The organism is Streptomyces sp. NPDC052016, assembly GCF_044548445.1.
GTDB lineage: Bacteria > Actinomycetota > Actinomycetes > Streptomycetales > Streptomycetaceae > Streptomyces.
This window is the reverse complement of sequence record NZ_JBIUBX010000010.1, coordinates 188220-208873: the sequence shown is the minus strand read 5'-3', so window position 1 is coordinate 208873 and position 20654 is coordinate 188220. Positions and strand designations below refer to the sequence as shown.

Here is a 20654-nt window from a genome sequence, read left to right as displayed (position 1 = left end):
TGGCTCACCTCCGGGGGAGCAGCACATTGCGGTGCCATTCGAAGAATGCAGGCAGGACGGAACGAAGGACACGGAAAGCCGATATTCCACCGCGTACCGTGCCGATCCGGACGAGTTCATGTTCAGGAGCGTCCACGACCACCCGGACGGCCGCAACCGGGCGCGTCCCCGCGCCGACGGCGCTCAGCAGCGTGGCCGCCGACTCCATGTCGACCGCGATCGCGCCGGTAGCGAGCAGGTCGGAGCGCTCGGGGCCGCGCACGACGTGGTCGGAGCCGGTGAGAGGGCCGGTGTGGACGGTGCGTCCGGGCAGCGTCCGCACGAGTTCCTTGACGAGCAGTTCGGTGGCGACGCACGGCACGGTGCCGCGCGGGTCGCGGGTCTCCTCGGCGACGACCAGGTCGCCGGGGTGCATGCCGGGCGCGAGACCGGCGCAGAAGCCGGTGGCCAGCACGGCCGCGCCGCCCAGCACCGGGTCGGCCAGGACCCGGGTGACGGAGCGCTCGGCCGCCCTGGGCCCCATGCCCGTGCGCAGGACGGTGACCGGCCCGCCCGCTCCGCCGTGCTCGCCCATGCGCAGGGCGAGGTGCTCGATGCCGAGCGCGCAGGCGATCAGCAGCGGGGCGGAGGCGGGCCGCGCGCTCATCAGCCCCCCTCGACCTCGACGGGAACGGGGATCGTGGCCTTGGCGGCGAAGGGCTCCCCGTGGACGTACCGGCCGAGCGCGGTGAGCGGGAACACCTGCCGGTAGAGGTGGTAGTTGATGGAGAAGTCCCACGGGAAGCCGGTGCCGGTGAAGTGGGGCTCCTCCCAGGAGCCGTCCTCCCGCTGGGTCGTCGCCAGCCAGGCGACGCCCCGCTCGACGGCCTTGGACTCCTTCTCCCCCGCCGCCAGCAGCGCCATCAGCGCCCACGCGGTCTGGGAGGCGGTGGAGGCGCCCCGGCCGCTCCACCTCCCGGCGTCGTGGTAGGAGCGCAGGTCCTCGCCCCAGCCTCCGTCGTCGTTCTGCACCCGCTCCAGCCAGGCCACCGCCTTGCGGATCGCCGGGTGCTGGGCGGGCAGTCCCGCGGCGGTCAGCGCCGGCACCACCGAGCCGGTGCCGTAGACGTAGTTGACGCCCCAGCGCCCGAACCACGATCCGTCCGGCTCCTGCTCGGCCAGCAGCCACTCGACGCCGCGCCGGGTGCGCGGATCGTGCGCGAGCCCTTCGACGGCGAGCATCTCGACGACGTGCGCGGTGACGTCCGCGGACGGCGGGTCGATGACCTCGCCGAAGTCGCAGAACGGCAGGCGGTTGGGGAACGGGCTGGTGTTGTCGACGTCGAAGGCGCCCCAGGCGCCGCCGCGCGACTGCATCCCGAGGTTCCAGCGCACCCCGCGGCCGATCGCGCTCTCCACCCGATCCGGGTCGTGGTGCTGGACCCGGCGCAGCGCCAGGACGACCTCGGCGGTGTCGTCGATGTCGGGGTAGTTGTCGTTGTGGAACTCGAACGCCCAGCCGCCGGGCGGAAGTTGGGGTCTGCGCACGGACCAGTCACCTGGGCGCACGATCTGCTCGCCGAGCATCCAGTCCGCCGCCTTGACCAGTTGGGGGTGATCGGCGGGCACCCCCGCGTCGGCCAGCGCGATGGTGGCCAGGCAGGTGTCCCACACCGGCGACTGACAGGCCTCGATCATCCGGGCGCCGTCCTCGCGCCACACCGCGTACCGGTCCAGGGACTCCAGTCCCGCCCGCATCACGGGGTGCCGCAGGTCGTAGCCCAGCAGGTGCAGGGCGATGACCGAGTACACGGCCGGCGGCTGGATACCGCCCCAGCAGCCGTCGTTCTCCTGCCGTTCGACGATCCAGCGCGCCGCGGAGTTCATGGCGGCCCGGCGCAGCCGGCGCACCGCGACCGTGCGGTAGCCGCGCACGACCTTGTCCAGCCGCTGGAAGAGACCGTCCCAGCTGTTCACCGGCGCGAGGGGCCGGGGAGGGTTGGGGTGGGCCGGGTCGGTGTGCAGCTCGTCCAGCGGGAAGGGCGCGGGGCGGACCGGGCGCTTCGCCGAGACGATCGTGAGCGGGACGATGGTCTGCCGGGCCCAGCAGCCGAAGTTGTAGATGCTGAGCGGGAACCACTTCGGGAAGTACAGCAGTTCCGGCGGGAGTTCGGGCAGGTCCTCCCACTTCCACCAGCCGAAGAGAGCCAGCCAGATCCGGGTGAAGACCCGGGCGGCCGCGATACCGCCCTGGTCGCGGATCCAGGCGGAGGCCCTCGCCATGTGGGGCGCGTCGGGCGCGTCACCGGCCAGGCGCAGGGCGACGTACGCCTCGATGGTCGTGGAGAGTTCCCCGGGGCCGCCGTAGAAGGTGGCCCAGGTGCCGTCCTCGCGCTGCTCGCCCCTGATGAAGAGGGCGGCGGCACGGGTTGTCGACTCGTCGCGGATTCCCAGGAACTGACGGAGCAGCAGGTCCTCGGCGTCCATCGTGACGTTGGTCTCGAGGTCGCCCTTCCACCAGCCCTCGGCGTCCTGGCGAGCGAGCAGGAAGTCGGTCGCACGCCGCACCGCGCGCTCGGCGGCTTCTTGTACCCCGGCCGCCACGGGGGTGTCGATGTCGGTTTCGCTGGCCGCGGCAGCGCGGGGCGGCAGCGCCCCGGTGCTTCCGTCGGTCGTCGCTGTCATGGCTTCCCCTTCGTGCAGTGTGCATGTCGTTGCGTCTGCTGTGGGTCCGCCGTCGGCCGGTGTGCGTCTCCTCCCGCGACACCGGCCGGCGACTACGCGAGGGCTATTCGCCCGTTGGTGATCATCTCTTTCGTACGACGACGAAGTCGGCCAGCGCCGTGAACCGGTCCCGCACCTGCTCGGGCATGTCGACGGCGTTCAGGGCTTCGACGGCGATGGTGTGCTGACGACGTGCCTCCTCGGCGGTCCACTCGCGGCCGCCCGCCTCCTCGATGAGGGCGGCCCGGGCCGCGAACTCCTCCTCGGAGAAGTGCGCGACGTCGCTGTTCTTGGCGTCGGCGGCGAGGATCTCGCCGAGCCGCTCGGAGGCGGGTCCGCCCGCCGCCAGCGCGGCCACCACGGGCAGGGACTTCTTGCGCTGGCGCAGGTCGCTCCAGGTCTGCTTGCCGGTGGAGACCGGGTCGCCCCAGATGCCGAGGAGGTCGTCGACGGCCTGGAAGGCCAGGCCGAGGTGGTAACCGTACGTCTCCAGCGTGTCGGCGGTGCGCTCGTCGGCGCCGCCGAGCACGGCGCCGATGGAGCTGGCGCAGGCCAGCAGGGCGCCGGTCTTGTTGCCCTCCATCTCCAGGCACTCCTCGACGCTGACGCGGTCGCGGTGCTCGTAGGAGATGTCCTGTGCCTGACCGTCGATCAGGGCGCGGGTCGCGGTGGTCAGACGGCGGGTGGCCCGTCCGGCGTCGACGGTGCCGAGCTCCAGCAGGACCTCGTTGGCGAGGGCGAAGAGGGCGTCGCCGACCAGGATGGCCTGGGCGGGGCCGTGCACCTTCCAGACGGTGTCGCGGTGGCGGCGCTGCTCGTCGCCGTCCATCAGGTCGTCGTGCAGGAGCGAGAAGTTGTGGACCAGCTCGACGGCGACCGCACCGGGCACGCCCACCTGGGGCCCGGCGCCGGTGACCTCCGCGGAGAGCACCGCGAGCGCGGGACGCACGGCCTTGCCGCCGTCCCCGTCGGTCGGGTTGCCCTGGGCGTCGATCCAGCCGAAGTGGTAGGCGGCGACCGTGTCCATGGGCGGCGCCAGACGGTCGACGGCCGCCCGCAGCACCGGCGTGGCCAGGGTCCGGCCGCGCTCCAGGAGCGCGGTCACGTCCACCGCGGGCCTTTGAGCGACCGTCGAGGCCGGGGGCACAGTGGGCACAGTTTCTCCTCTTGTTGCGGTACCGGAGGGGGTGCGGGGATGTGCCGAGCCGTGCTGATTCTGATCGAACTTCACCGGTTACCACCTCGCAGTGGAACGCCGGTTCCCTCCGGTTCTCGGCCGGGGGTCCGGGGGGCGTCCCCCGGAACGATGCAGTACGCCGCCTCGTCGAACGCGAAGACGTGGCGGGGGCGGGGCCGGCCGAGGGCGCCGAGCGCGGCGTGCGCCGCGCTCACACCGCTGCGGACCGCACTCTCCATGGTCGCGGGCCACCCGGTGGCGGTCCACGCTCCGGCCAGGAACAGGCCGGGGGCCTCGGTGCGGGCGCCGGGCCTGAGCCGTCCGACGCCGGGGGTGGGGGCGAACGTCGCCGTGCGCTCCCTGGTCACGAAGAAGTCCTTCACCTCGGCGCCACGCGCGCCCGGCAGCAGCCGCCGGAGCTCGGGCAGGTAACGCGCGCGCAGCGCGGCGACGGGTTCGTCGATCTCGTCCTGGGCGGCGGACTGCGACAGCGCGAGGTACTGCCCCTGGTCCAGACCCGAGGGCCCGGTGCGGTCGAACACCCACTGCACGGGCGTGCCGAGCGCGGCGAGGAAGGGTGCGTCGAGCACCTTGCGGTCGTAGACGACATGCACGTTGAGGATCGGCGCGGTCCCGATCTCCAGCAGCCGCTCGGGCGCGTCCAACGCCCCGTCCGGCAGCAGGTCGTACGCCTCGCGCTGCGGTACGGCGAGCACGACCGCGTCCGCGCGGAGCGTCCCGCCGGGAACCCGGACGCTCCACGTCCCGTCGCCGTCGCGGGAGAGGGAGGTGACGCGGGTGCGGACCTCGGTACGCACGCCCGCGGCGTCGAGCGCCTTGCGCGCGAGCCGGTCGTGCAGGTCGCCGAGGGGGACGTGCGCCCAGCCGATGTCGGCCGCGCCCGGGTCGGACAGCAGACCGGTCTTGAACACCATCGCGGCGAGCGCCAGGGAGGCGTCGCCCGCGACCGCGTTGAGGGTGGCGACCCCGACCAGGTCCCACAGGGCCTCGACGGCACGCGCGGACTGGCCGTGCGCGGTCAGCCAGCTGCCGAAGTCCTGTGCGTCCAGGCTCGGATCGGCGAGGTCGAGCCCCTTGAGCGCGAGGGCGGCCCGGCCCACCCCGGCGCGTTCGGCGAGCGAGAGGTGCGGGTACGTGGCGAGGCTGCGCCCCAGGTGGAGGGGGACGGGCAGCGCGTCGCGCCGGAGCCTGCCGAGCCGCCGCCCCTCGGGCCTCGCGACGTCGACGACGGGCACGTCGAGGCGATCCTGCAGGGGTGCCAGCGACGCGCCCTCGATCCGGTCGAGGAACCAGCGGTAGGCGGTGCAGCAGCGCAGGTACACGTGCTGTCCGTTGTCGACGGTGAGACCGCCGCGCCGGAACGAGAAGGCCAGGCCGCCCAGCCGGGGCCGGCCTTCGAGCAGGGTGACGCGCACCCCCGCGTCGGCCAGCGCGAGCGCGGCGGTGACGCCGGCGAGCCCGCCGCCGACGACGACGGCCTCCCGGCCGGACGTCCCGGAGCCCTTCGGGACGTCGGAGATCAGCGCGTCGCTCATGGTGCACCCTCCCCCGCACGCCCGCCGTGGCGCCGGCACCGTGCCCGGCGGGTCGTCGCAGTCAGGGACGCCGCGCCGCGCCGGAGGGTTGCGTGCCGCTTCTCGCCGGTGCCGTCGCCCCGGCCCGCCGACGCGTCCTGGGTGTCCATCAGGGCTGCCTCCTGACGGTCAGCCGGGACACGTGCCGGGTGTCGAGGCCCGACAGCCCGCGCACGGCGACATAGGCCTTCTCCCGTCCGGGCAGGGAGACCCGGCCGCGCAGGACCGCCTCGGGGTCGCGTTCGATGCGGTCGAGGAGGCGCCGGTAGATGCCGGCCATCGCGGCGACGCAGGCGCCGCTGCGCCGGTCCAGCATGGGCAGCAGCCGGTAGCCCTCGGCGAAGAGGGCGCGGGCCCGCCGTACCTCGAAGTGCACGAGGCCCGCGAAGTCGGAGCCCTCCGGCGGTCGCGGCCCGTCGAACCCGGCCGAGCAGCCGAACTTGGCGAGGTCGTCGGCGGGCAGGTAGGTGCGGCCGCCCACGGCGTCCTCACGGACGTCCCGGAGGATGTTGGTGAGTTGCAGGGCGAGGCCGAGGGTGTCGGCGTACTCCGGCGCGCGCTCGGCGCCGCGTGCCCCCGGTTCCGTGCCGAACACGCCGAGCGAGAGCCGGCCGATGGCGCCCGCCACACAGCGGCAGTACACCTTCAGGTCGTCCCAGGTCTCGTAGGTCTCGCCGCGGACGTCCATCAGGACGCCGTCGATCAGCTCGTCCAGACCGCCCAGCGGGATCGGGAAGACCTGCGCGGCGTGCGCGAGGGCGACCGCGACGGGGTCGGTGTCGTCCTCCTCGACCTCGCCCGCGCGGACCCGGGTGAGCAGGGCGCGGGTGTCCTCGAGCCGGGCGACCTTGACGTCGTCGCCGAGCGCGCCGTCGCCGATGTCGTCGACGCGGCGCGAGAACGCGTACAGCGCGGACATCGCGCGCCGCTTCGGCGTGGGCAGCAGCCGGATGCCGTAGGCGAAGTTGCGGGCCTGCTGCCCGGTGACGGCCTCGCAGTAGCTGTAGGCGGCGAGTACCGGCGCGGACACGTGTGGCGGTGAGTCCACGGTCCGGATCACCCCTCTCCTCGCAGGGTCACGCCCGCCTCGCGCAGCAACCGGAGCTTGCCGGGCCTGGGCGGGCCGGGAAGGACGTCGTACTCGGCGGCGGCGATCGCCCGGATCGCCGCCCTTCCCCCCGCCACGAACCCCGCGAGCAGCAGCCTCAGTCTGCCGTGGACGCTACCCACCAGGGGGGCGCCCTCATTCAGCAGCTCGCGGGCGCGTTGCGCTTCGTAGGCGACCAGGGCGCGCACCGACGCGCCGGCGGTGGGCGCGGCGAGGTCGGCCTCCCGGACGTGGAAGCGCCTCATGTCCTCGGCGGGCAGGTAGACGCGGTCGCGGCCGAGGTCCTCGGCCACGTCCTGGAGGTGTTCGACGATCTGCAGGGCGGTGCAGACCGCGTCGGAGCGGCGGACGCGCTCGGGGGTCGAGGTGCCGGTGACGGCGAGGACGAGCCGGCCCACGGGGTTGGCGGACAGTTCGCAGTACGCGAGGAGGTCGTCCCAGGTCTCGTAGCGGCTGACGAGCTGGTCCTGGCGGTTGGCGGCGATCAGGCCGAGGAAGGGCTCGGGCGTGAGCGCGCGACGGCGCACGGTCGGCTGGAGGCGGCGCAGCAGGGGGTGGCGGGGCGGGCCGTCGGCGCCGCCGAAGACACGGCGCAGGTCGGCCTCGAAAGCGTCCAGCAGGACGAGGCGGTCCTCGGCGTCGGTGGCCGACACGCCGAGCAGCCGGGCGTCGGAGCCGCCCGGGGCAAGGTCGCCGTCGCCGATGTCGTCGACGAGGCGGGCGAAGCCGTAGACGGCCATGAGGTCGTCGCGCCAGGCGCGGGGGAGGAAGAACGGGGCCACGGGGAAGTTCTCGGCCGCGGCCTTGGCGAGGGTGCCGCGCTCCGGATCCACCGTGCGCGACAGGGTCGGGGCCGTCACCGCCGGCTGCCCGGGGCAGGGACGGCGCATGCTGCGTTGAGCTGGGGAGTTTCCGTAGCCATTGCCGTCACATCTCCCGTTCTACACCGACAACCCGATACCCACTATTTCGGACACGCCGCCCAACCGTCCGCACGGCAGCCCCGTCCGAGGGTGTCGCGCATTATCGACCCACTTGACGCGTTTCGGGACCGGTACAGCTTACGTTGTACAACGCAGCGGGGATCGCGGGGGTGTCCCGCGGATCACAACAACACACCGATTGGCGTCAAGCTTCCCGGAAAAGGCCGGAGTTGACGTTTCCTTTGCAGACGCCGGGCCCCGCCGGACGGTTCCGGCGGGGCCCTGGACGAACCGGGCTACTTGCCCGTGAACTTCTCGTACTCCTTGAGGACCTCTTCGGTGGGGCCGTCCAGGCGCAGCTCGCCGCGTTCCAGCCAGAGCACGCGGTCGCAGGTGTCTCGGATGGACTGGTTGCTGTGGCTGACCAGGAACACCGTGCCGGCCTGCTGGCGCAGCTCCCGCACCCGGGCCTCGGAGCGCTTGCGGAACTTGGCGTCACCCGTGGCCAGGGCCTCGTCGATCATCAGGACGTCGTGGTCCTTGGCCGCGGCGATGGAGAAGCGCAGCCGGGCCGACATGCCGGAGGAGTAGGTGCGCATCGGCAGGGTGATGAAGTCGCCCTTCTCGTTGATGCCGGAGAAGTCGACGATCCCCTGGTAGCGCTCCTTGATCTGCTCCCGGGACATCCCCATCGCCAGACCGCCGAGGACGACGTTGCGCTCGCCGGTGAGGTCGTTCATCAGTGCCGCGTTCACGCCGAGCAGCGAGGGCTGGCCGTCGGTGTAGACCTTGCCGCTCTCGGGCGGCAGCAGGCCGGCGATGGCGCGCAGCAGCGTGGACTTGCCGGAGCCGTTGGAGCCGATCAGACCGATGGCCTCGCCGCGGTAGGCGACGAAGGAGACGCCCCGCACCGCGTGCACCTTGCGCACGCCGCGCTCCTCGCCGCGCTTGACGATGCGGCTCAGGGCGGCGGTGGCGCTGCCCTTGCCCGTCTTGGCGCCGTTGACGCGGTAGACGATGTGGACGTCGTCGGCGATGACGGTGGGAATACGCTGCCCGGGAAGCTGATCAGCCACGGCCGTACCTCTCCTCCGCCTGCCAGAAGTACACGAAGCCGCCGACGGCGAACAGCACGGCCCAGCCGCCCGCGACCGCCCAGACGTGGTCGGGGAGGTTCTCGGCGCCGTACTCCTCGATGAGGGCGAAGCGCATCAGGTCCATGTAGATGGCGGCCGGGTTCCACTGGAGGATGTTCGCGATCCACTGCGGCTTGTCGGCGAGGAAGACCGGGATGGAGAACATCACGCCGGACGCGTACATCCAGGTGCGCATCACGAACGGCATCAGCTGCGCCAGGTCCGGGGTCTTCGCGCCGGCCCGGGCGAAGATCAGCGCCAGACCGGTGTTGAAGCAGAACTGCAGGACGAGCACCGGCACGATGAGGGCCCAGGAGGCGTCCGGGTAGCTGCCGAAGCCGATCGCCACGGCGAACAGCACGATCATCGAGTACAGCAGCTGCTGCAGCTGCTGGAGCGCGAAGGAGATCGGCAGCGAGGCGCGCGGGAAGTGCAGGGCGCGCACCAGGCCGAGGTTGCCGGAGATCGCGCGGACACCGCTCATGACCGAGCTCTGCGTGAAGGTGAAGACGAACACGCCCGTGACGAGGAACGGGATGTACACCTCCTTGTCCATCCCGCGGCTGGCGTTGAGGATCACGCCGAAGATCATGAAGTAGACGGCCGCGTTCAGCAGCGGAGTCGCCACCTGCCACAGCTGACCCAGCTTGGCCTGGCTGTACTGGGCGGTCAGCTTCGCCTGGGAGAAGGCCAGGATGAAGTGACGGCGCCCCCACAGCTGGCGGACGTACTCCCGCAGCGCCGGCCGGGCACCGCTCACGGCCAGCCCGTACTTGGCGGCCAGCTGCGCCGCCGTGAGGCCCTCGTCGGGCGACGGGGGCGCACTCACCGCGACTCCGCCGTCATGCGTTGTCTCACTCACCAGTAGGAAACTTTCGTCTTCGGGATGCGCAGCCTGGACGGGTCTGGCATGAGCCGGGGGGCCGCGGCACGCTCCGGGGCCCTCGGGGACGAGCTTGTCAGATCACGGGAGGCCGGCCCAGTCGGGTCAGCCGCCACACCGTACGCCACTTCATGGGCCGGCGCGGTCCGCACGGTGTGGCCCACCCTTCCCTGAATCCGCCGAGCCACGCCTTGAGGGCGGGCCCCGAAGGGCGGCGCGCCAGCGTGAGCAGCAGCCAGACCGCGAGGTAGACGGGGACCAGCGGGACGGGCAGGTTGCGACGGGCCAGCCAGACACGGTTGCGGGCGACCATGCGGTGGTAGACCGCGTGCCGCGAGGGCGCGGTCGTCGGGTGGTGCAGCACCATGTCGGACCGGTAGTCGATCATCCAGCCCGCGTCGAGGGCCCGCCATGCCAGGTCGGTTTCCTCGTGGGCGTAGAAGAACTCGTCCGGGAGTCCGCCGACCTCGGCGAGGACCCGGGTGCGGACGGCGTTGGCGCCGCCGAGGAAGGTGGTGACCCGGGAGGAGCGCATCGGGTCGGAGGCGCGCAGCCGGGGCACGTGGCGGCGCTGGGTCACGCCGGTGTCCGGGTCGGCGATGCGGAAGCTGATGATGCCGAGGCGGGGGTCGGCCTCGAAGGCCCGGCGGCACAGCTCGGCGGTGTCGTGGTGGGCGAGGAGGCCGTCGTCGTCGAGGAAGAGCAATATGTCGACGTCGCGGCCGCTGGGGCCGAAGGCCTCGATGCCGACGTTGCGGCCGCCGGGGATGCCGAGGTTCTCGGGCAGCTCGACCGTCCGTACGCCCTCGGGGACGTCGGGGACGGGTGAGCCGTTGCCGACCACGACCACCTGGACCGGGTCGCCGTCCTGCCGGGCCACCGAGTCGATCAGGGCGCGCAGCTCGTCGGGGCGGTTGCCCATGGTGATGACGACCGCGCCCACCTTGAGGGAGGAGGAAGGGGCCATGGCGCTCACCGCAGCCTGCTGGAGACGAGGATGGACACCAGGTGCAGCACGGTCTGCAGGAGCGCGATCCCGGCCAGCACCGCGACGCCGAGCCGCGAGAAGAACAGGTCGCCGCGCACCTGGTCCAGGACCGCGAGGGCCAGGATCAGCAGGGACGCCTCGATGCCGAGGATCAGCCGGTGGAACTTGAGCGCCGAGGCGGCCCGGCGGGCCAGCGCCATGCCGGAGGAGCGCGGCTCGGACGCCGCCTCCTTCACCGGCGGCAGGCCGCCCTGGTGGCGGGCGACGCCGACCAGGTCGGTCTCCGCCTTGATCAGGATCGCGCCGAGGGCGGCCAGGGTGCCGAGGAAGGCCCACAGCCAGTCGATCCGCCCGGAGCCCCACAGGTCGGCGGCGCGCAGACCGAAGCCGACGAGCACCGCCGCGTCGGTGAGGTAGGCGCCCACCCGGTCCAGGTAGACCCCGCCGAGCGAGTACTGCTTCTTCCAGCGCGCGACCTCGCCGTCGACGCAGTCCAGCAGCAGGTACAGCTGGACCATGACCACGCCGAGGACGGCGCCCGCGATCCCCGGCACCAGCAGGGCCGGGGCCGCGAGGACGCCGCAGACGGTCATCAGGTACGTGAGCTGGTTCGGCGTGACCCTGGTGTTGACCAGGTAGCGGTCGACCCGCAGGGACACCTCGCGCATGTAGAGGCGTCCCATCCAGTGCTCACCGCTGCGCCGGTCCTTCACCCCCGGGGGGTGGACGACCGGTCTGAGTTCAGCTACCGATGGCCTTGACATAGTCGGCGTAGATGTCCTTGATCTGTTCGGTCTTGAGGTCGAGGTGTTCGAGGATCGTGTAGCGGCCGGGCCGGGTCTCGGGGGCGAACTCCACGGCGCGGACGAACTCGTCCGGGGTGAAGCCGATCTCCTCCGGCAGCACCGGCAGACCGTGCCGTCGCAGCACCTCGGCCATGTAGGCCGACTCCTCGTGGGCTCCGCGCAGATACATCGCGAAGGCCGCGCCCAGTCCGCACTGCTCGCCGTGGGCGGCGGCACGCCGGGGGAAGAGCAGGTCGAAGGCGTGGTTGATCTCGTGGCACGCGCCGGAGGACGGCCGGGAGTCGCCCGACACGGACATGGCGATCCCGCTGAGGACCAGCGCCTCGGCGAGAACCTGGAGGAAGTCGGTGTCCCCGACGCCGCCCGGGTGCCTGAGGACCGCCTCGCCCGCCTGCCGGGCGATCGCGGCGGCCAGGCCGTCGATCTTCTCGCCCTTGACGCGGTGCGCGAGCTCCCAGTCGGCGATCGCGGAGATGTTGGAGACGGCGTCGCCGATGCCCGCGCGCACGAAGCGCACCGGGGCCTCGCGGATGACGTCCAGGTCGATGACGACCGCGATCGGGTTCGGGACGCCGTAGGAGCCGCGGCCCGCGTCGTTGTCGAGCGTGGCGACCGGCGAGCACAGGCCGTCGTGGGCGAGGTTCGTCGGGACGGCGACCAGGGGCAGGCCGACGCGTGCGGCGGCGAACTTGGCGCAGTCGATGATCTTCCCGCCGCCGAGCCCGACGACCGCGTCGTAGTGGCCGGCCTTTATGTCGCTCGCCAGCCGTACGGCGTCGTCGAGGGTGCCGCCGCCGACCTCGTACCAGGTGGCACCGGGCATCGACGTGGCGAGCCGTTCGCGCAACCGGGCGCCCGAGCCGCCGCTGACGGCGACGGCGAGCTTGCCGGAGTGCGAGATGCGCTCGTCGGCGAGGACACAGGCCAGGTCGTCGAGGGCACCCGGGCGGATGTCCACGACGACCGGCGAGGGGATGAGCCGGGTCAGTACTGGCACGCGATCTCCCGTCCCCGGGCGAGGTCGTCGTGGTTGTCGATCTCGACCCACGCGACGTCGCCGATCGGCGCCACGTCGATCCGGAAGCCGCGGTTGACGAGCTCCTGGTAGCCGTGCTCGTAGAACTGCTGCGGGTCGGTCTCCCACACGGTCCTCAGCGCGTCGGCGAGCTCGGGCGCCGCGTCGCCCTCGATGAGGGTGACGCCGATGTACTCGCCGGTGGCCTCGGCGGGGTCCATGAGCTTGGTGATCTTCCGGACGCCCTTCTCGGGGTCGACGACGACCTTCATCTCCTCGTCGGCCAGCGACTTCACCGTGTCGAGGGCCAGGATGATCCGCCGGCCGTCGCCGCGGGCGGCGAGCAGCGTCTTCTCGACGGAGACCGGGTGGACGGTGTCGCCGTTGGCGAGGATCACGCCGTCCTTGAGGGCGTCACGGCCGCACCACAGGGAGTAGGCGTTGTTCCACTCCTCGGCCTTGTCGTTGTCGATGAGGGTGAGCTTGAGGCCGTACTTCCGCTCCAGGGCCGCCTTGCGCTCGTACACGGCCTCCTTGCGGTAGCCGACGATCACCGCCACCTCGGTCAGTCCGATCTCGGCGAAGTTGCCGAGGGTCAGGTCCAGGACCGTGGGTTCGCCCTCTATGCCCGCGGGCCCCACCGGCACCAGCGCCTTCGGCAGGGTGTCGGTGTAGGGGCGCAGACGCCGTCCGGCGCCGGCCGCCAGCACGAGGCCGATCATGCGGGTTCTCCTTCGTCGTGTACGGCGGGGGCCCCTGCGGACACCCAGAAGCGGATGCTCTCGGCGAGCACCAGCAGGGCCACGGCCACGGCGAGGACCGTGAGCGCGACCGTGAACTGCGAGGCGGTGAGCAGCGCGGCCAGTACGGCGACGAGCAGCGTGCGCCCCTCCTGCCCCCCGACGGCGCTCACCAGCCAGGCCGGCGGCGCTCCGGCGTTCCCGCGGATGCGGTACACCGTGTCGTAGTGATGGTAGGCGACGGCGGCAACCAGTCCGAAAGCCGCCGGTAGCGCTCCGTTCACATCGGACTTGGCCGCCAGGGCCAGGACGGTGAGGTACTCACCGGCGCGGAACAGCGGGGGGACCAGCCAGTCGAGGGGGCCCCGGAGGGGGTGGGAGACGGCCTGGGCGGAGAAGAGCAGATACGCGCCGGCGGCCAGGACGACCCACCAGCCCGGTCCGGCGGTCCAGGCGACCGTCACCACCGTGGCGGCGCCGAGGGCGGCGCCGAGCGGCGCCATGGAGGGGACGCGGCCCCGGAGCAGGCGGGCCGGCGGCCCGGCGAGCGGGCCGCTGTCGGCCAGGTCCGCCAGCGCCTGCGCCGCACGGTCGGTGCGCTCGGCCCTGCGGGTCAGGGAGCGCAGCACGCGCCCGGCCGTGGTGTACGTCGCCGCGAAGGCGCAGCCGATCAGCAGGGCGTAGAAGGTGATGCGGGGGGTCGTCGCGGCCGTCAGGACGGCGATCATGGCCCATCGTTCGCCGATGGGCAGGACTATCATCCGCCGCACCCACACCGTCCAGCCGACGCTGTCCAGCCTGCCGGAGAGCGCGGCGGTGGGGCTGGTGTTGGCGGTGGCGTCGTGGTTGGCCTCGTTGAAGGAGAAGTCCACGACGTGCCGGCAGGTCTGCAGGACCATCGCGCCGAGGGCCAGCGCCCAGACGTCGTCGCCGCCGCGGGCGGCTCCCAGGGCGAGGCCGGCGTAGTAGGCGTACTCCTTGGCCCGGTCGAAGGTGGCGTCGAGCCAGGCGCCGAGGGTGGAGTACTGCAGGGAGTAGCGGGCGAGCTGCCCGTCGGTGCAGTCCAGGACGAAGGAGCAGATCAGCAGGAGGCCGGCGGCGACGAAGCCGCCGCGCGTCCCGGTGGCCGCGCAGCCGGCCGCGATGAGCGCGGTGATCAGCGAGGCGGTGGTGACCTGGTTGGGGGTGAGGCCCCGGCGGGCGCACCAGCGGGCGATGTAGCGGGAGTACGGGCTGATGAAGAAGGTAGTGAAGAAGCCGTCGCGGGCCTTCACGGCCGACTTCAGGCGGACGGCCTCGTCGTCGACGGCGGAGACGGCCTGCCGTGCCTCGTTGCGGGCCTGCGGGTCGGTGGGTACCGCGGCGACGAGGCTGCCGAGCTCGGGCCGGTGGACGCCGGCCCCGTCGGCGTCCAGGGCGGTGACGACGCGGTCGGCGAGGCTGTCGACGTCCCCCACGCTCGACTTCGCTCGCGCGGGGGCACCCCCGTGCGCCGTACCGCCGGTCGCGGAGTGCTCGCGGGCCATCGCGCGGGTGAGCGCCTGACGGCCGGCGGGCTGGGCGGCGACGGCGCCCGGGATCGCGGCGAGCGGGAAGCGCGGGTCGGTCAGGCCGAGGCGCAGCGCGTGCAGGTGACCGACGAAGCGCGGGTCGACGACGGCGACGCGCTGGTCACCGGGGACCGCGGCGAGGAGTGTCTCCGCCTCGGCGGCGTCGGCGGCGGTCCGGACGTCGAAGCCGAGGGACCGCAGGTCCGACTCGATCGACGATCCGGGGACCGGCTGACCGGTGAGGATGGCGGTCGGCAACCGAACTCACTCCCTGGGTCCCGACGCGTCCACGTCGGTCATTCGCATGGTGGGCGCCCCTTGGCTGAACCAGCCGGGCGGCATGTCGGCAGAGGCTATCGGATGCCGCGAAGGCCGTGTTCACCGGCCGTTCAGGTCGGTGCGCGGTCCGGCGGCACGGTGCACCGCTCTTTGCCGAGATCATCATGGGTGATCGGCGGCCCGGCCGACAAACCGCGGTCCGGGCAGCTCGCGCGAGGCGGCCGGACCGGAGGGGAGGCCAGCCTGACCTGCGGTTCGTTTCCGCAGGTCAGAGCAGATGACAACGGTGTTCAGTGCCGCGTTGCCCGGTACCCCCCGCCCGTAGTTCACTGAAGCTTCCGGACGGATCACAGGAGGGCTTTCCGCATGGGGGCTGGGCACGACCACGGCCATACGCACGCGCACGCGCCGACGAACGGCACGGCGGCGGCGGCGTACCGCGGAAGGCTGCGGGTGGCGCTGGCGATCACGCTCACCGTGATGGTGGTGGAGATCGTCGGCGGGGTCCTCGCGGACTCCCTCGCCCTGATCGCGGACGCGGCGCACATGGCGACGGACGCGGTGGGCCTCGGCATGGCGCTGCTGGCCATCCACTTCGCCAACCGGCCCGCGAGCACCAACCGCACGTTCGGCTACGCCCGCGCGGAGATCCTGGCCGCCCTCGCCAACTGTCTGCTGCTGCTCGGGGTGGGCGGCTACGTCCTGTACGAGGCGGTCCAGAGGTTCTTCACGCCGGCGCCCACCGAGGGCGGGCTGATGCTCGTGTTCGGCGGGATCGGCCTGGTCGCGAACATGGTGTCGCTCACGCTGCTGTTGCGCGGCCAGGCGGAGAGCCTGAACGTGCGGGGCGCGTTCCTCGAGGTGGCGGCGGACGCGCTGGGCTCGGTGGCGGTGCTGCTCTCGGCGGCGGTGATCCTCTCCACCGGCTGGCAGGCCGCGGACCCGATCGCCTCGCTCGTCATCGGCCTGATGATCGTGCCGCGGACGTGGAAGCTGCTGCGCGAGACGCTGGACGTGCTGCTGGAGGCGGCGCCCAAGGGCGTCGACATGGCGGAGGTGCGGGAGCACATCCTGGCGCTGGACGGGGTGGAGGACGTCCACGACCTGCACGCCTGGACGATCACCTCGGGGATGCCGGTGCTGTCCGCGCACGTGGTGGTGAGCTCGGAGGCGCTGAGCGCGATCGGCCACGAGAAGATGCTGCACGAGCTCCAGGGCTGCCTGGGCGACCACTTCGACGTCGGCCACTGCACCTTCCAGCTCGAGCCGGGCGGGCACGCCGAGCACGAGGCGCGGCTCTGCCACTGAGCGGCTCCGGCCCGGGCCCGAGGTCCGCGATCCGCACAACCGTTCCGTGCGGTTCCCCGCGTACCCGCGCGGGGAAGCTCAAGCGGGCCCTCCTGCCGTGGCGGGACATGCGGTCGTTCGTGTGGAGTGCCGGGAGTGCCCGACGCGTACGGCAGACTGGGGGCGCGAGGACCGATGCTAAGGATGGGTATGCCGATCACACCTGCCACCGCGACGACCGGCTCGTCGAACGGCGCCGCGGACGCGATTCTGCTGGAGCTGGTCGACGAGGACGGCGTGACCATCGGCACCGCGGAGAAGCTCGACGCCCATCAGCCGCCGGGGCGGCTGCACCGGGCGTTCTCCGTGTTCCTCTTCGACGAGCGCGGCCGGCTGCTGCTCCAGCGGCGGGCGCTCGGCAAGTACCACTCCCCCGGTGTCTGGTCCAACACCTGCTGCGGTCATCCGTTCCCGGGTGAGGCGCCGTTCGCGGCGGCCGCGCGGCGCACCTTCGAGGAGCTGGGGGTGTCCCCGTCGCTGCTCGCGGAGGCGGGCACGGTCCGTTACAACCACCCGGACCCGGCCTCGGGCCTGGTGGAGCAGGAGTACAACCACCTGTTCGTCGGGATGGTGCAGCAACCGCTGCGGCCGGACCCGGAGGAGGTCGGCGGCACGGCGTTCGTGACGCCCGCAGAGCTGGCCGAGCGGCACGCGAAGGACACGTTCTCCGCGTGGTTCATGACCGTGCTGGACGCGGCCCGGCCGGCGGTCCGGGAGCTGACGGGCCCGTCGGCCGGCTGGTGACCTGAGCGCCGGCCGGTCTAGAGGGCGCCCGCGGTCTTGAGCGGCAGGGCGGCCCAGATCACCTTTCCGCCGCTCGCGGTGTGCTCGACGTCGCACACCCCGCCCGCCTCCCTGGTGATCTCCCGTACCAGGAGCAGTCCGCGGCCGCCCGTCCGGCCGTGGTCGGTCTCCAGGGCGGTCGGGCGGTAGGGGTGGTTGTCCTCCACGGACACCCGCACCCATTCGGCGCCGACGGCGACCTCCACCGCGAGCACCGGCGACAGCAGCGCCGCGTGCCGGACGGCGTTGGTCACCAGTTCCGAGACGATGAGCAGCAGTCCCTGGACGAGGTCCTCCGAGACCGGCACCCCCTGGCGGAACAGCAGGTCCCGCACGGCGTGCCGCGCCTGCGGGACCGAGGCGTCCACGGCGGCGGCGGTGAACCGCCAGACCCCTTCGTACGGCAGCGGTCGCGCCACGCCGGTCCCGAGGGGTTCGGTGTGCTCCGGGTCTCCGGGAGGTGTGCCTGTCCCGCCCTCCGGGCGTGGGGCGGGCCCGCGCCCGTGGTCGTCCATCGTCCGGTCGCCACCCTCGCGCTCGATTGTCACCACACGTCGAGTGTTGGTAACGCGGCGCTCCCCTCCGAATGACTGAACACAAGTCAGCACTTATCGACTGCTCCCGACCGGTGATGTCCGAGACGGTCCGGCATTCGGCGTCTCCTGCCGCGTTCGCGCCGCCTTCGCGCACTAATCGGGTTGTACGGGTTCGGCGGGACACGCTCGCCCGGTTCGTCCCTCGATGTGGCGGCGCTCACCCGGACGCGGTCGATGACGCCTGGGAGCGGGCGGTTAGCATCCGGCGCATGGAGCCCGAGCTGCTGCACGGCGTCGCCGACGACGTCGCCACCGTCGTCCTGCACCACCCGGCCAAGCGCAACGCCATGACGGCCGCGATGTGGCGGGCGCTGCCGCCGCTGCTGGACAAGCTGGCCGCCGACCCGGGCGTACGGGCGCTCGTGCTGACCGGCGCGGGCGGCACCTTCTGCGCGGGGGCCGACATCTCCACCCTCCAGGGGTCGCCGGACGAGGCGCAGAACCTGGCCGTGCGCGCCGAGGAGGCCCTCGCCGCGTTCCCCAAGCCGACGCTGGCGGCGGTGAAGGGCCACTGCGTCGGCGGCGGCGCGCAGCTCGCGGCCGCCTGCGACCTGCGGTTCGCCGAGGACGGCGCCCTGTTCGGGGTGACACCGGCCAAGCTCGGGATCGTCTACCCGGCGTCCGCGACGCGCAGGCTGGTGGCGCTGGTGGGGCCGGCCACCGCCAAGTACCTGCTGTTCTCCGGCGAGTTGATCGACACGGAGCGCGCGCTGCGCACCGGGTTCGTCGACGAGGTGCTGCCGGCCGGCGAACTCGACGAGCGCGTCGCGGAGTTCGCGCGCGTGCTGGTGTCCCGCTCACAGCTCACGCAGGCCGCCGCCAAGGAGTTCGCGAACGGCCGCACGGACCGGGACGCGCACTGGGCCGCGCAGGCCCGCGGCAGCGGCGACACCGCCGAGGGCGTCGCCGCGTTCCTCCAGCGCAGGGAGCCGCGCTTCACCTGGACTACGTCAGGATGAAGCGGCTCCTGGACCGGAACTCCTCGACGAGGTGCGCGGGCGCCTTCTGCGGGGACCCGGCGTCGTAGGGCGGCTGCGGGTCGTACTCGGTCAACAGCTGTACGGCCTGGGCGTGCTCGTCGCCCGCGAGCCTGCCGAGCAGGGTGAGGCCCATGTCGATGCCCGAGGAGACGCCGGCCGCGGTGACGTACTTCCCGTCGGTCGCCACCCGCTCCCCCGTCGGCTCGGCGCCGAACCGCCTGAGGTGGTCGAGCGCGAGCCAGTGCGAGGTCGCGCGGCGGCCTTCGAGGAGTCCGGCGGCGGCCAGCAGCAGGGAACCGGTGCACACCGAGGTCGTCCAGGTGCTGGCGGCGTCGGCGGCGCGCAGCCAGTCCAGCAGCACGGTGTTCTCCATCTGCGGGGTCTGCCCGGGCCCGCCGGGCACCACCACGATGTCGGGACTCGGCACCTCAGCGAACGTCCGGTCGGCGACCAGCGCGAGGGTCCCGGTGTCGGTGCGCACGGGGCCGGCCCGCTCGGCGACGAACACGGTCCGCGCGTCCGGGAGACGGCCCAGGGTCTCGTAGGGGCCGACGGCGTCCAGGGCGGTGAAGCGGTCGAAGAGGACGATGGCGATCTGCATGAGGGCCTCTCTCGGTGTCGGGGGCGGTGTGCCGCCGGCGTGGGTCAGTGGGTGTGCGCCGGGTGGAATCGGCGCCGGTACTCGGCCGGGGCGGTGCCGAGGGCCCTGACGAAGGCGCGGCGCATCGCCTCGGGGGTGCCGTAGCCGCTCGCCCGGGAGATCTCCTCGACGCCGTCGCCGGTGTCCTCCAGGAGGCGGCGGGCGTGTTCGAGGCGGACCCGGTCGACGTAGCGGCCGGGCGTGGTGCCGGTCTCGGCGCGGAAGGCCCGGGCGAAGTGGCGGGGCGACAGGCGGGCGCGGGCGGCGAGCGCCTCGACGGTCAGGTCGTCGGCGGGATGCTCGGTGATCCACTGCTGGACTTCCCGCAGCGGTTCGCGCTGCGCGGTCTGGGCGGCGAGCTGGGCGCTGAACTGGGCCTGGTTGCCGGGCCTGCGCAGGAAGACGACCAGGTGGCGGGCGACGGTGAGGGCCGCCTCCCGGCCCAGGTCCTCCTCGACCAGGGCCAGGGCCAGGTCGATGCCCGAGGTGACGCCGGCCGACGTCGACACGTGCCCGTCCCGTACGTAGACGGGGTCGGCGTCGACCTCGACGGCCGGGTGGTCGCGGGCCAGGGTGTCGCAGTACGCCCAGTGGGTCGTGACGCGTCGGCCGTCCAGCAAGCCGGCCTCGGCGAGCAGGATCGCGCCGGTGCACACGGAGACCAGCCGTTCGGCCCGGGGGCCGTTCTCGCGCAGCCAGCCGGTCAGGCGCGGGTCGGGACGGCGGGTGCCGCGGCCGCCCGGGACGAGCAGGGTGTGCGGGCCGGGCGCGCCGGCGAGCGTCCCGTCGGGTACGAGCGTGAGGCCGCTGGAGGTGCGCACCGGCGCGCCGTCCAGGGAGGCGGTGCCGATGCGGTACGTCCCGGGGACGAGCTGCTCGGCTCCCGCGAAGACCTCCACGGGCCCGGTGACGTCGAGACTCTGGACGCCGTCGAAGAGGACGACGAGAACGGTTCGCTGCGCCATGCGGTCGATTCTTGACGGACCGACAGATGGCGGCAATGACCGGTTCCCCACCTTTCCTGCCATGCCTCCCCGAGGGATGACGGGCATGCCCGGGCGCCCTCGAGGTACCCGTGCCTCTCCGGCCGTGGCGGCCGGAGACGAAAGGAGAGTCACGTGTTCCGTGCGATCGCAGACGTCCTGCGACAGATCGGCGGCGCCGCCGCCACCGTGGTGACCCTGCCCTTCCGGGCCCTGGCCCGGCTCTTCGGCGGGGCGTCGGCCTCGACTCGGCACGGCAGGGCCTGAGCGGTCCGGGCCGCCGGGGCGGTGGGGCGCCCGCGACACGGGACGCGCCGGGACCCGGCGCCGACGGGAGGCGGGGGCGCGGCGGACGAGGACGCTCGCGCCCGCCCTGCCCGCCTCCCCGGCCCGCCGGGAGTCCGCCCTGATCCCCGAGTGTC

The 20654-nt window shown here is 72.9% G+C and carries 21 protein-coding genes; 4 read left to right on the top strand and 17 right to left on the bottom strand.

Annotated features, from left to right (window positions below; all coding sequences use genetic code 11):
- Positions 1–4: 4 nt before the first annotated feature.
- The 14 genes from ACIHAR_RS15085 to ACIHAR_RS15020 form a co-directional block, all read right to left on the bottom strand.
- A complete protein-coding gene (locus ACIHAR_RS15085) occupies positions 5–646 on the bottom strand; it encodes a 1-hydroxy-2-methyl-2-butenyl 4-diphosphate reductase (protein WP_365458446.1) in 642 nt (213 codons plus the stop codon).
- Positions 646–2664 carry a squalene--hopene cyclase gene (shc, locus tag ACIHAR_RS15080; protein WP_400019623.1) on the bottom strand — a complete coding sequence of 673 codons (2019 nt, stop codon included), beginning with the start codon at positions 2662–2664 and terminating at the stop codon, positions 646–648. The genes ACIHAR_RS15085 and shc overlap by 1 nt, the downstream gene beginning before the upstream one ends.
- 121 nt (positions 2665–2785) lie before the next feature.
- On the bottom strand, positions 2786–3850 hold the full coding sequence (locus ACIHAR_RS15075; protein ID WP_365458585.1) for a polyprenyl synthetase family protein: 1065 nt from the start codon (positions 3848–3850) through the stop codon (positions 2786–2788).
- An 80-nt stretch (positions 3851–3930) separates the two neighbouring features.
- Positions 3931–5436: a hydroxysqualene dehydroxylase HpnE gene (gene hpnE, locus ACIHAR_RS15070; protein WP_400019621.1), complete on the bottom strand. Its 1506-nt coding sequence runs from the start codon at positions 5434–5436 to the stop codon at positions 3931–3933.
- Positions 5433–5585, bottom strand: coding sequence for a DUF6380 family protein (locus ACIHAR_RS15065; protein WP_365458437.1), 153 nt, complete (start codon positions 5583–5585; stop codon positions 5433–5435). Before ACIHAR_RS15065 ends, hpnE begins: the two co-directional genes overlap by 4 nt.
- Entirely contained in the window at positions 5585–6535 is a 951-nt protein-coding gene (gene hpnD, locus ACIHAR_RS15060; RefSeq protein ID WP_365458434.1) for a presqualene diphosphate synthase HpnD, read from the bottom strand. The genes ACIHAR_RS15065 and hpnD overlap by 1 nt, the downstream gene beginning before the upstream one ends.
- A complete protein-coding gene (gene hpnC, locus ACIHAR_RS15055) occupies positions 6532–7473 on the bottom strand; it encodes a squalene synthase HpnC (protein ID WP_365458431.1) in 942 nt (313 codons plus the stop codon). The genes hpnD and hpnC overlap by 4 nt, the downstream gene beginning before the upstream one ends.
- 329 nt (positions 7474–7802) lie before the next feature.
- Positions 7803–8582 (bottom strand): ABC transporter ATP-binding protein, encoded by a 780-nt coding sequence (locus ACIHAR_RS15050; protein ID WP_365458428.1) that lies wholly within the window; start codon positions 8580–8582, stop codon positions 7803–7805.
- Positions 8575–9504, bottom strand: a complete 930-nt coding sequence (locus tag ACIHAR_RS15045; protein WP_365458425.1) for an ABC transporter permease — start codon at positions 9502–9504, stop codon at positions 8575–8577. Before ACIHAR_RS15045 ends, ACIHAR_RS15050 begins: the two co-directional genes overlap by 8 nt.
- A gap of 97 nt (positions 9505–9601) precedes the next feature.
- Complete coding sequence (locus ACIHAR_RS15040; RefSeq protein ID WP_400019617.1) at positions 9602–10492, bottom strand: glycosyltransferase family 2 protein; 891 nt, start codon at positions 10490–10492, stop codon at positions 9602–9604.
- A 5-nt stretch (positions 10493–10497) separates the two neighbouring features.
- Positions 10498–11277, bottom strand: a complete 780-nt coding sequence (locus ACIHAR_RS15035; RefSeq protein ID WP_365458419.1) for a CDP-alcohol phosphatidyltransferase family protein — start codon at positions 11275–11277, stop codon at positions 10498–10500.
- Positions 11255–12316 (bottom strand): iron-containing alcohol dehydrogenase family protein, encoded by a 1062-nt coding sequence (locus ACIHAR_RS15030; RefSeq protein WP_365458416.1) that lies wholly within the window; start codon positions 12314–12316, stop codon positions 11255–11257. Before ACIHAR_RS15030 ends, ACIHAR_RS15035 begins: the two co-directional genes overlap by 23 nt.
- Positions 12304–13056, bottom strand: coding sequence for a phosphocholine cytidylyltransferase family protein (locus tag ACIHAR_RS15025; RefSeq protein WP_365458413.1), 753 nt, complete (start codon positions 13054–13056; stop codon positions 12304–12306). The genes ACIHAR_RS15030 and ACIHAR_RS15025 overlap by 13 nt, the downstream gene beginning before the upstream one ends.
- The gene (locus ACIHAR_RS15020; RefSeq protein WP_400019613.1) at positions 13053–14882 is read right to left on the bottom strand and encodes a DUF5941 domain-containing protein; all 1830 of its coding nucleotides are present in this window, start codon (positions 14880–14882) and stop codon (positions 13053–13055) included. The genes ACIHAR_RS15025 and ACIHAR_RS15020 overlap by 4 nt, the downstream gene beginning before the upstream one ends.
- A gap of 387 nt (positions 14883–15269) precedes the next feature.
- Here ACIHAR_RS15020 and ACIHAR_RS15015 point away from each other — a divergent pair, with 387 nt between their 5' ends.
- Positions 15270–16211, top strand: a complete 942-nt coding sequence (locus ACIHAR_RS15015; RefSeq protein ID WP_365458407.1) for a cation diffusion facilitator family transporter — start codon at positions 15270–15272, stop codon at positions 16209–16211.
- 189 nt (positions 16212–16400) lie between these two features.
- Positions 16401–16994, top strand: coding sequence for an isopentenyl-diphosphate Delta-isomerase (idi, locus tag ACIHAR_RS15010; RefSeq protein WP_365458404.1), 594 nt, complete (start codon positions 16401–16403; stop codon positions 16992–16994).
- 17 nt (positions 16995–17011) lie between these two features.
- Here idi and ACIHAR_RS15005 read toward each other — a convergent pair whose 3' ends face one another.
- Complete coding sequence (locus tag ACIHAR_RS15005) at positions 17012–17548, bottom strand: ATP-binding protein (RefSeq protein ID WP_365458582.1); 537 nt, start codon at positions 17546–17548, stop codon at positions 17012–17014.
- A gap of 290 nt (positions 17549–17838) precedes the next feature.
- Here ACIHAR_RS15005 and ACIHAR_RS15000 point away from each other — a divergent pair, with 290 nt between their 5' ends.
- Positions 17839–18588, top strand: a complete 750-nt coding sequence (locus ACIHAR_RS15000) for an enoyl-CoA hydratase/isomerase family protein (RefSeq protein ID WP_365458401.1) — start codon at positions 17839–17841, stop codon at positions 18586–18588.
- On the opposite strand, the gene ACIHAR_RS14995 is transcribed toward ACIHAR_RS15000, so the two are convergent.
- Entirely contained in the window at positions 18575–19210 is a 636-nt protein-coding gene (locus tag ACIHAR_RS14995; protein ID WP_400019610.1) for a DJ-1/PfpI family protein, read from the bottom strand. The two genes, ACIHAR_RS15000 and ACIHAR_RS14995, sit on opposite strands and share 14 nt — an antisense overlap.
- A gap of 44 nt (positions 19211–19254) precedes the next feature.
- Positions 19255–20214: a GlxA family transcriptional regulator gene (locus ACIHAR_RS14990; protein ID WP_400019608.1), complete on the bottom strand. Its 960-nt coding sequence runs from the start codon at positions 20212–20214 to the stop codon at positions 19255–19257.
- A 153-nt stretch (positions 20215–20367) separates the two neighbouring features.
- Between ACIHAR_RS14990 and ACIHAR_RS14985 the strand changes: the two genes are divergently transcribed.
- Entirely contained in the window at positions 20368–20499 is a 132-nt protein-coding gene (locus tag ACIHAR_RS14985) for an LPFR motif small protein (protein WP_365458392.1), read from the top strand.
- Positions 20500–20654: the final 155 nt, after the last annotated feature.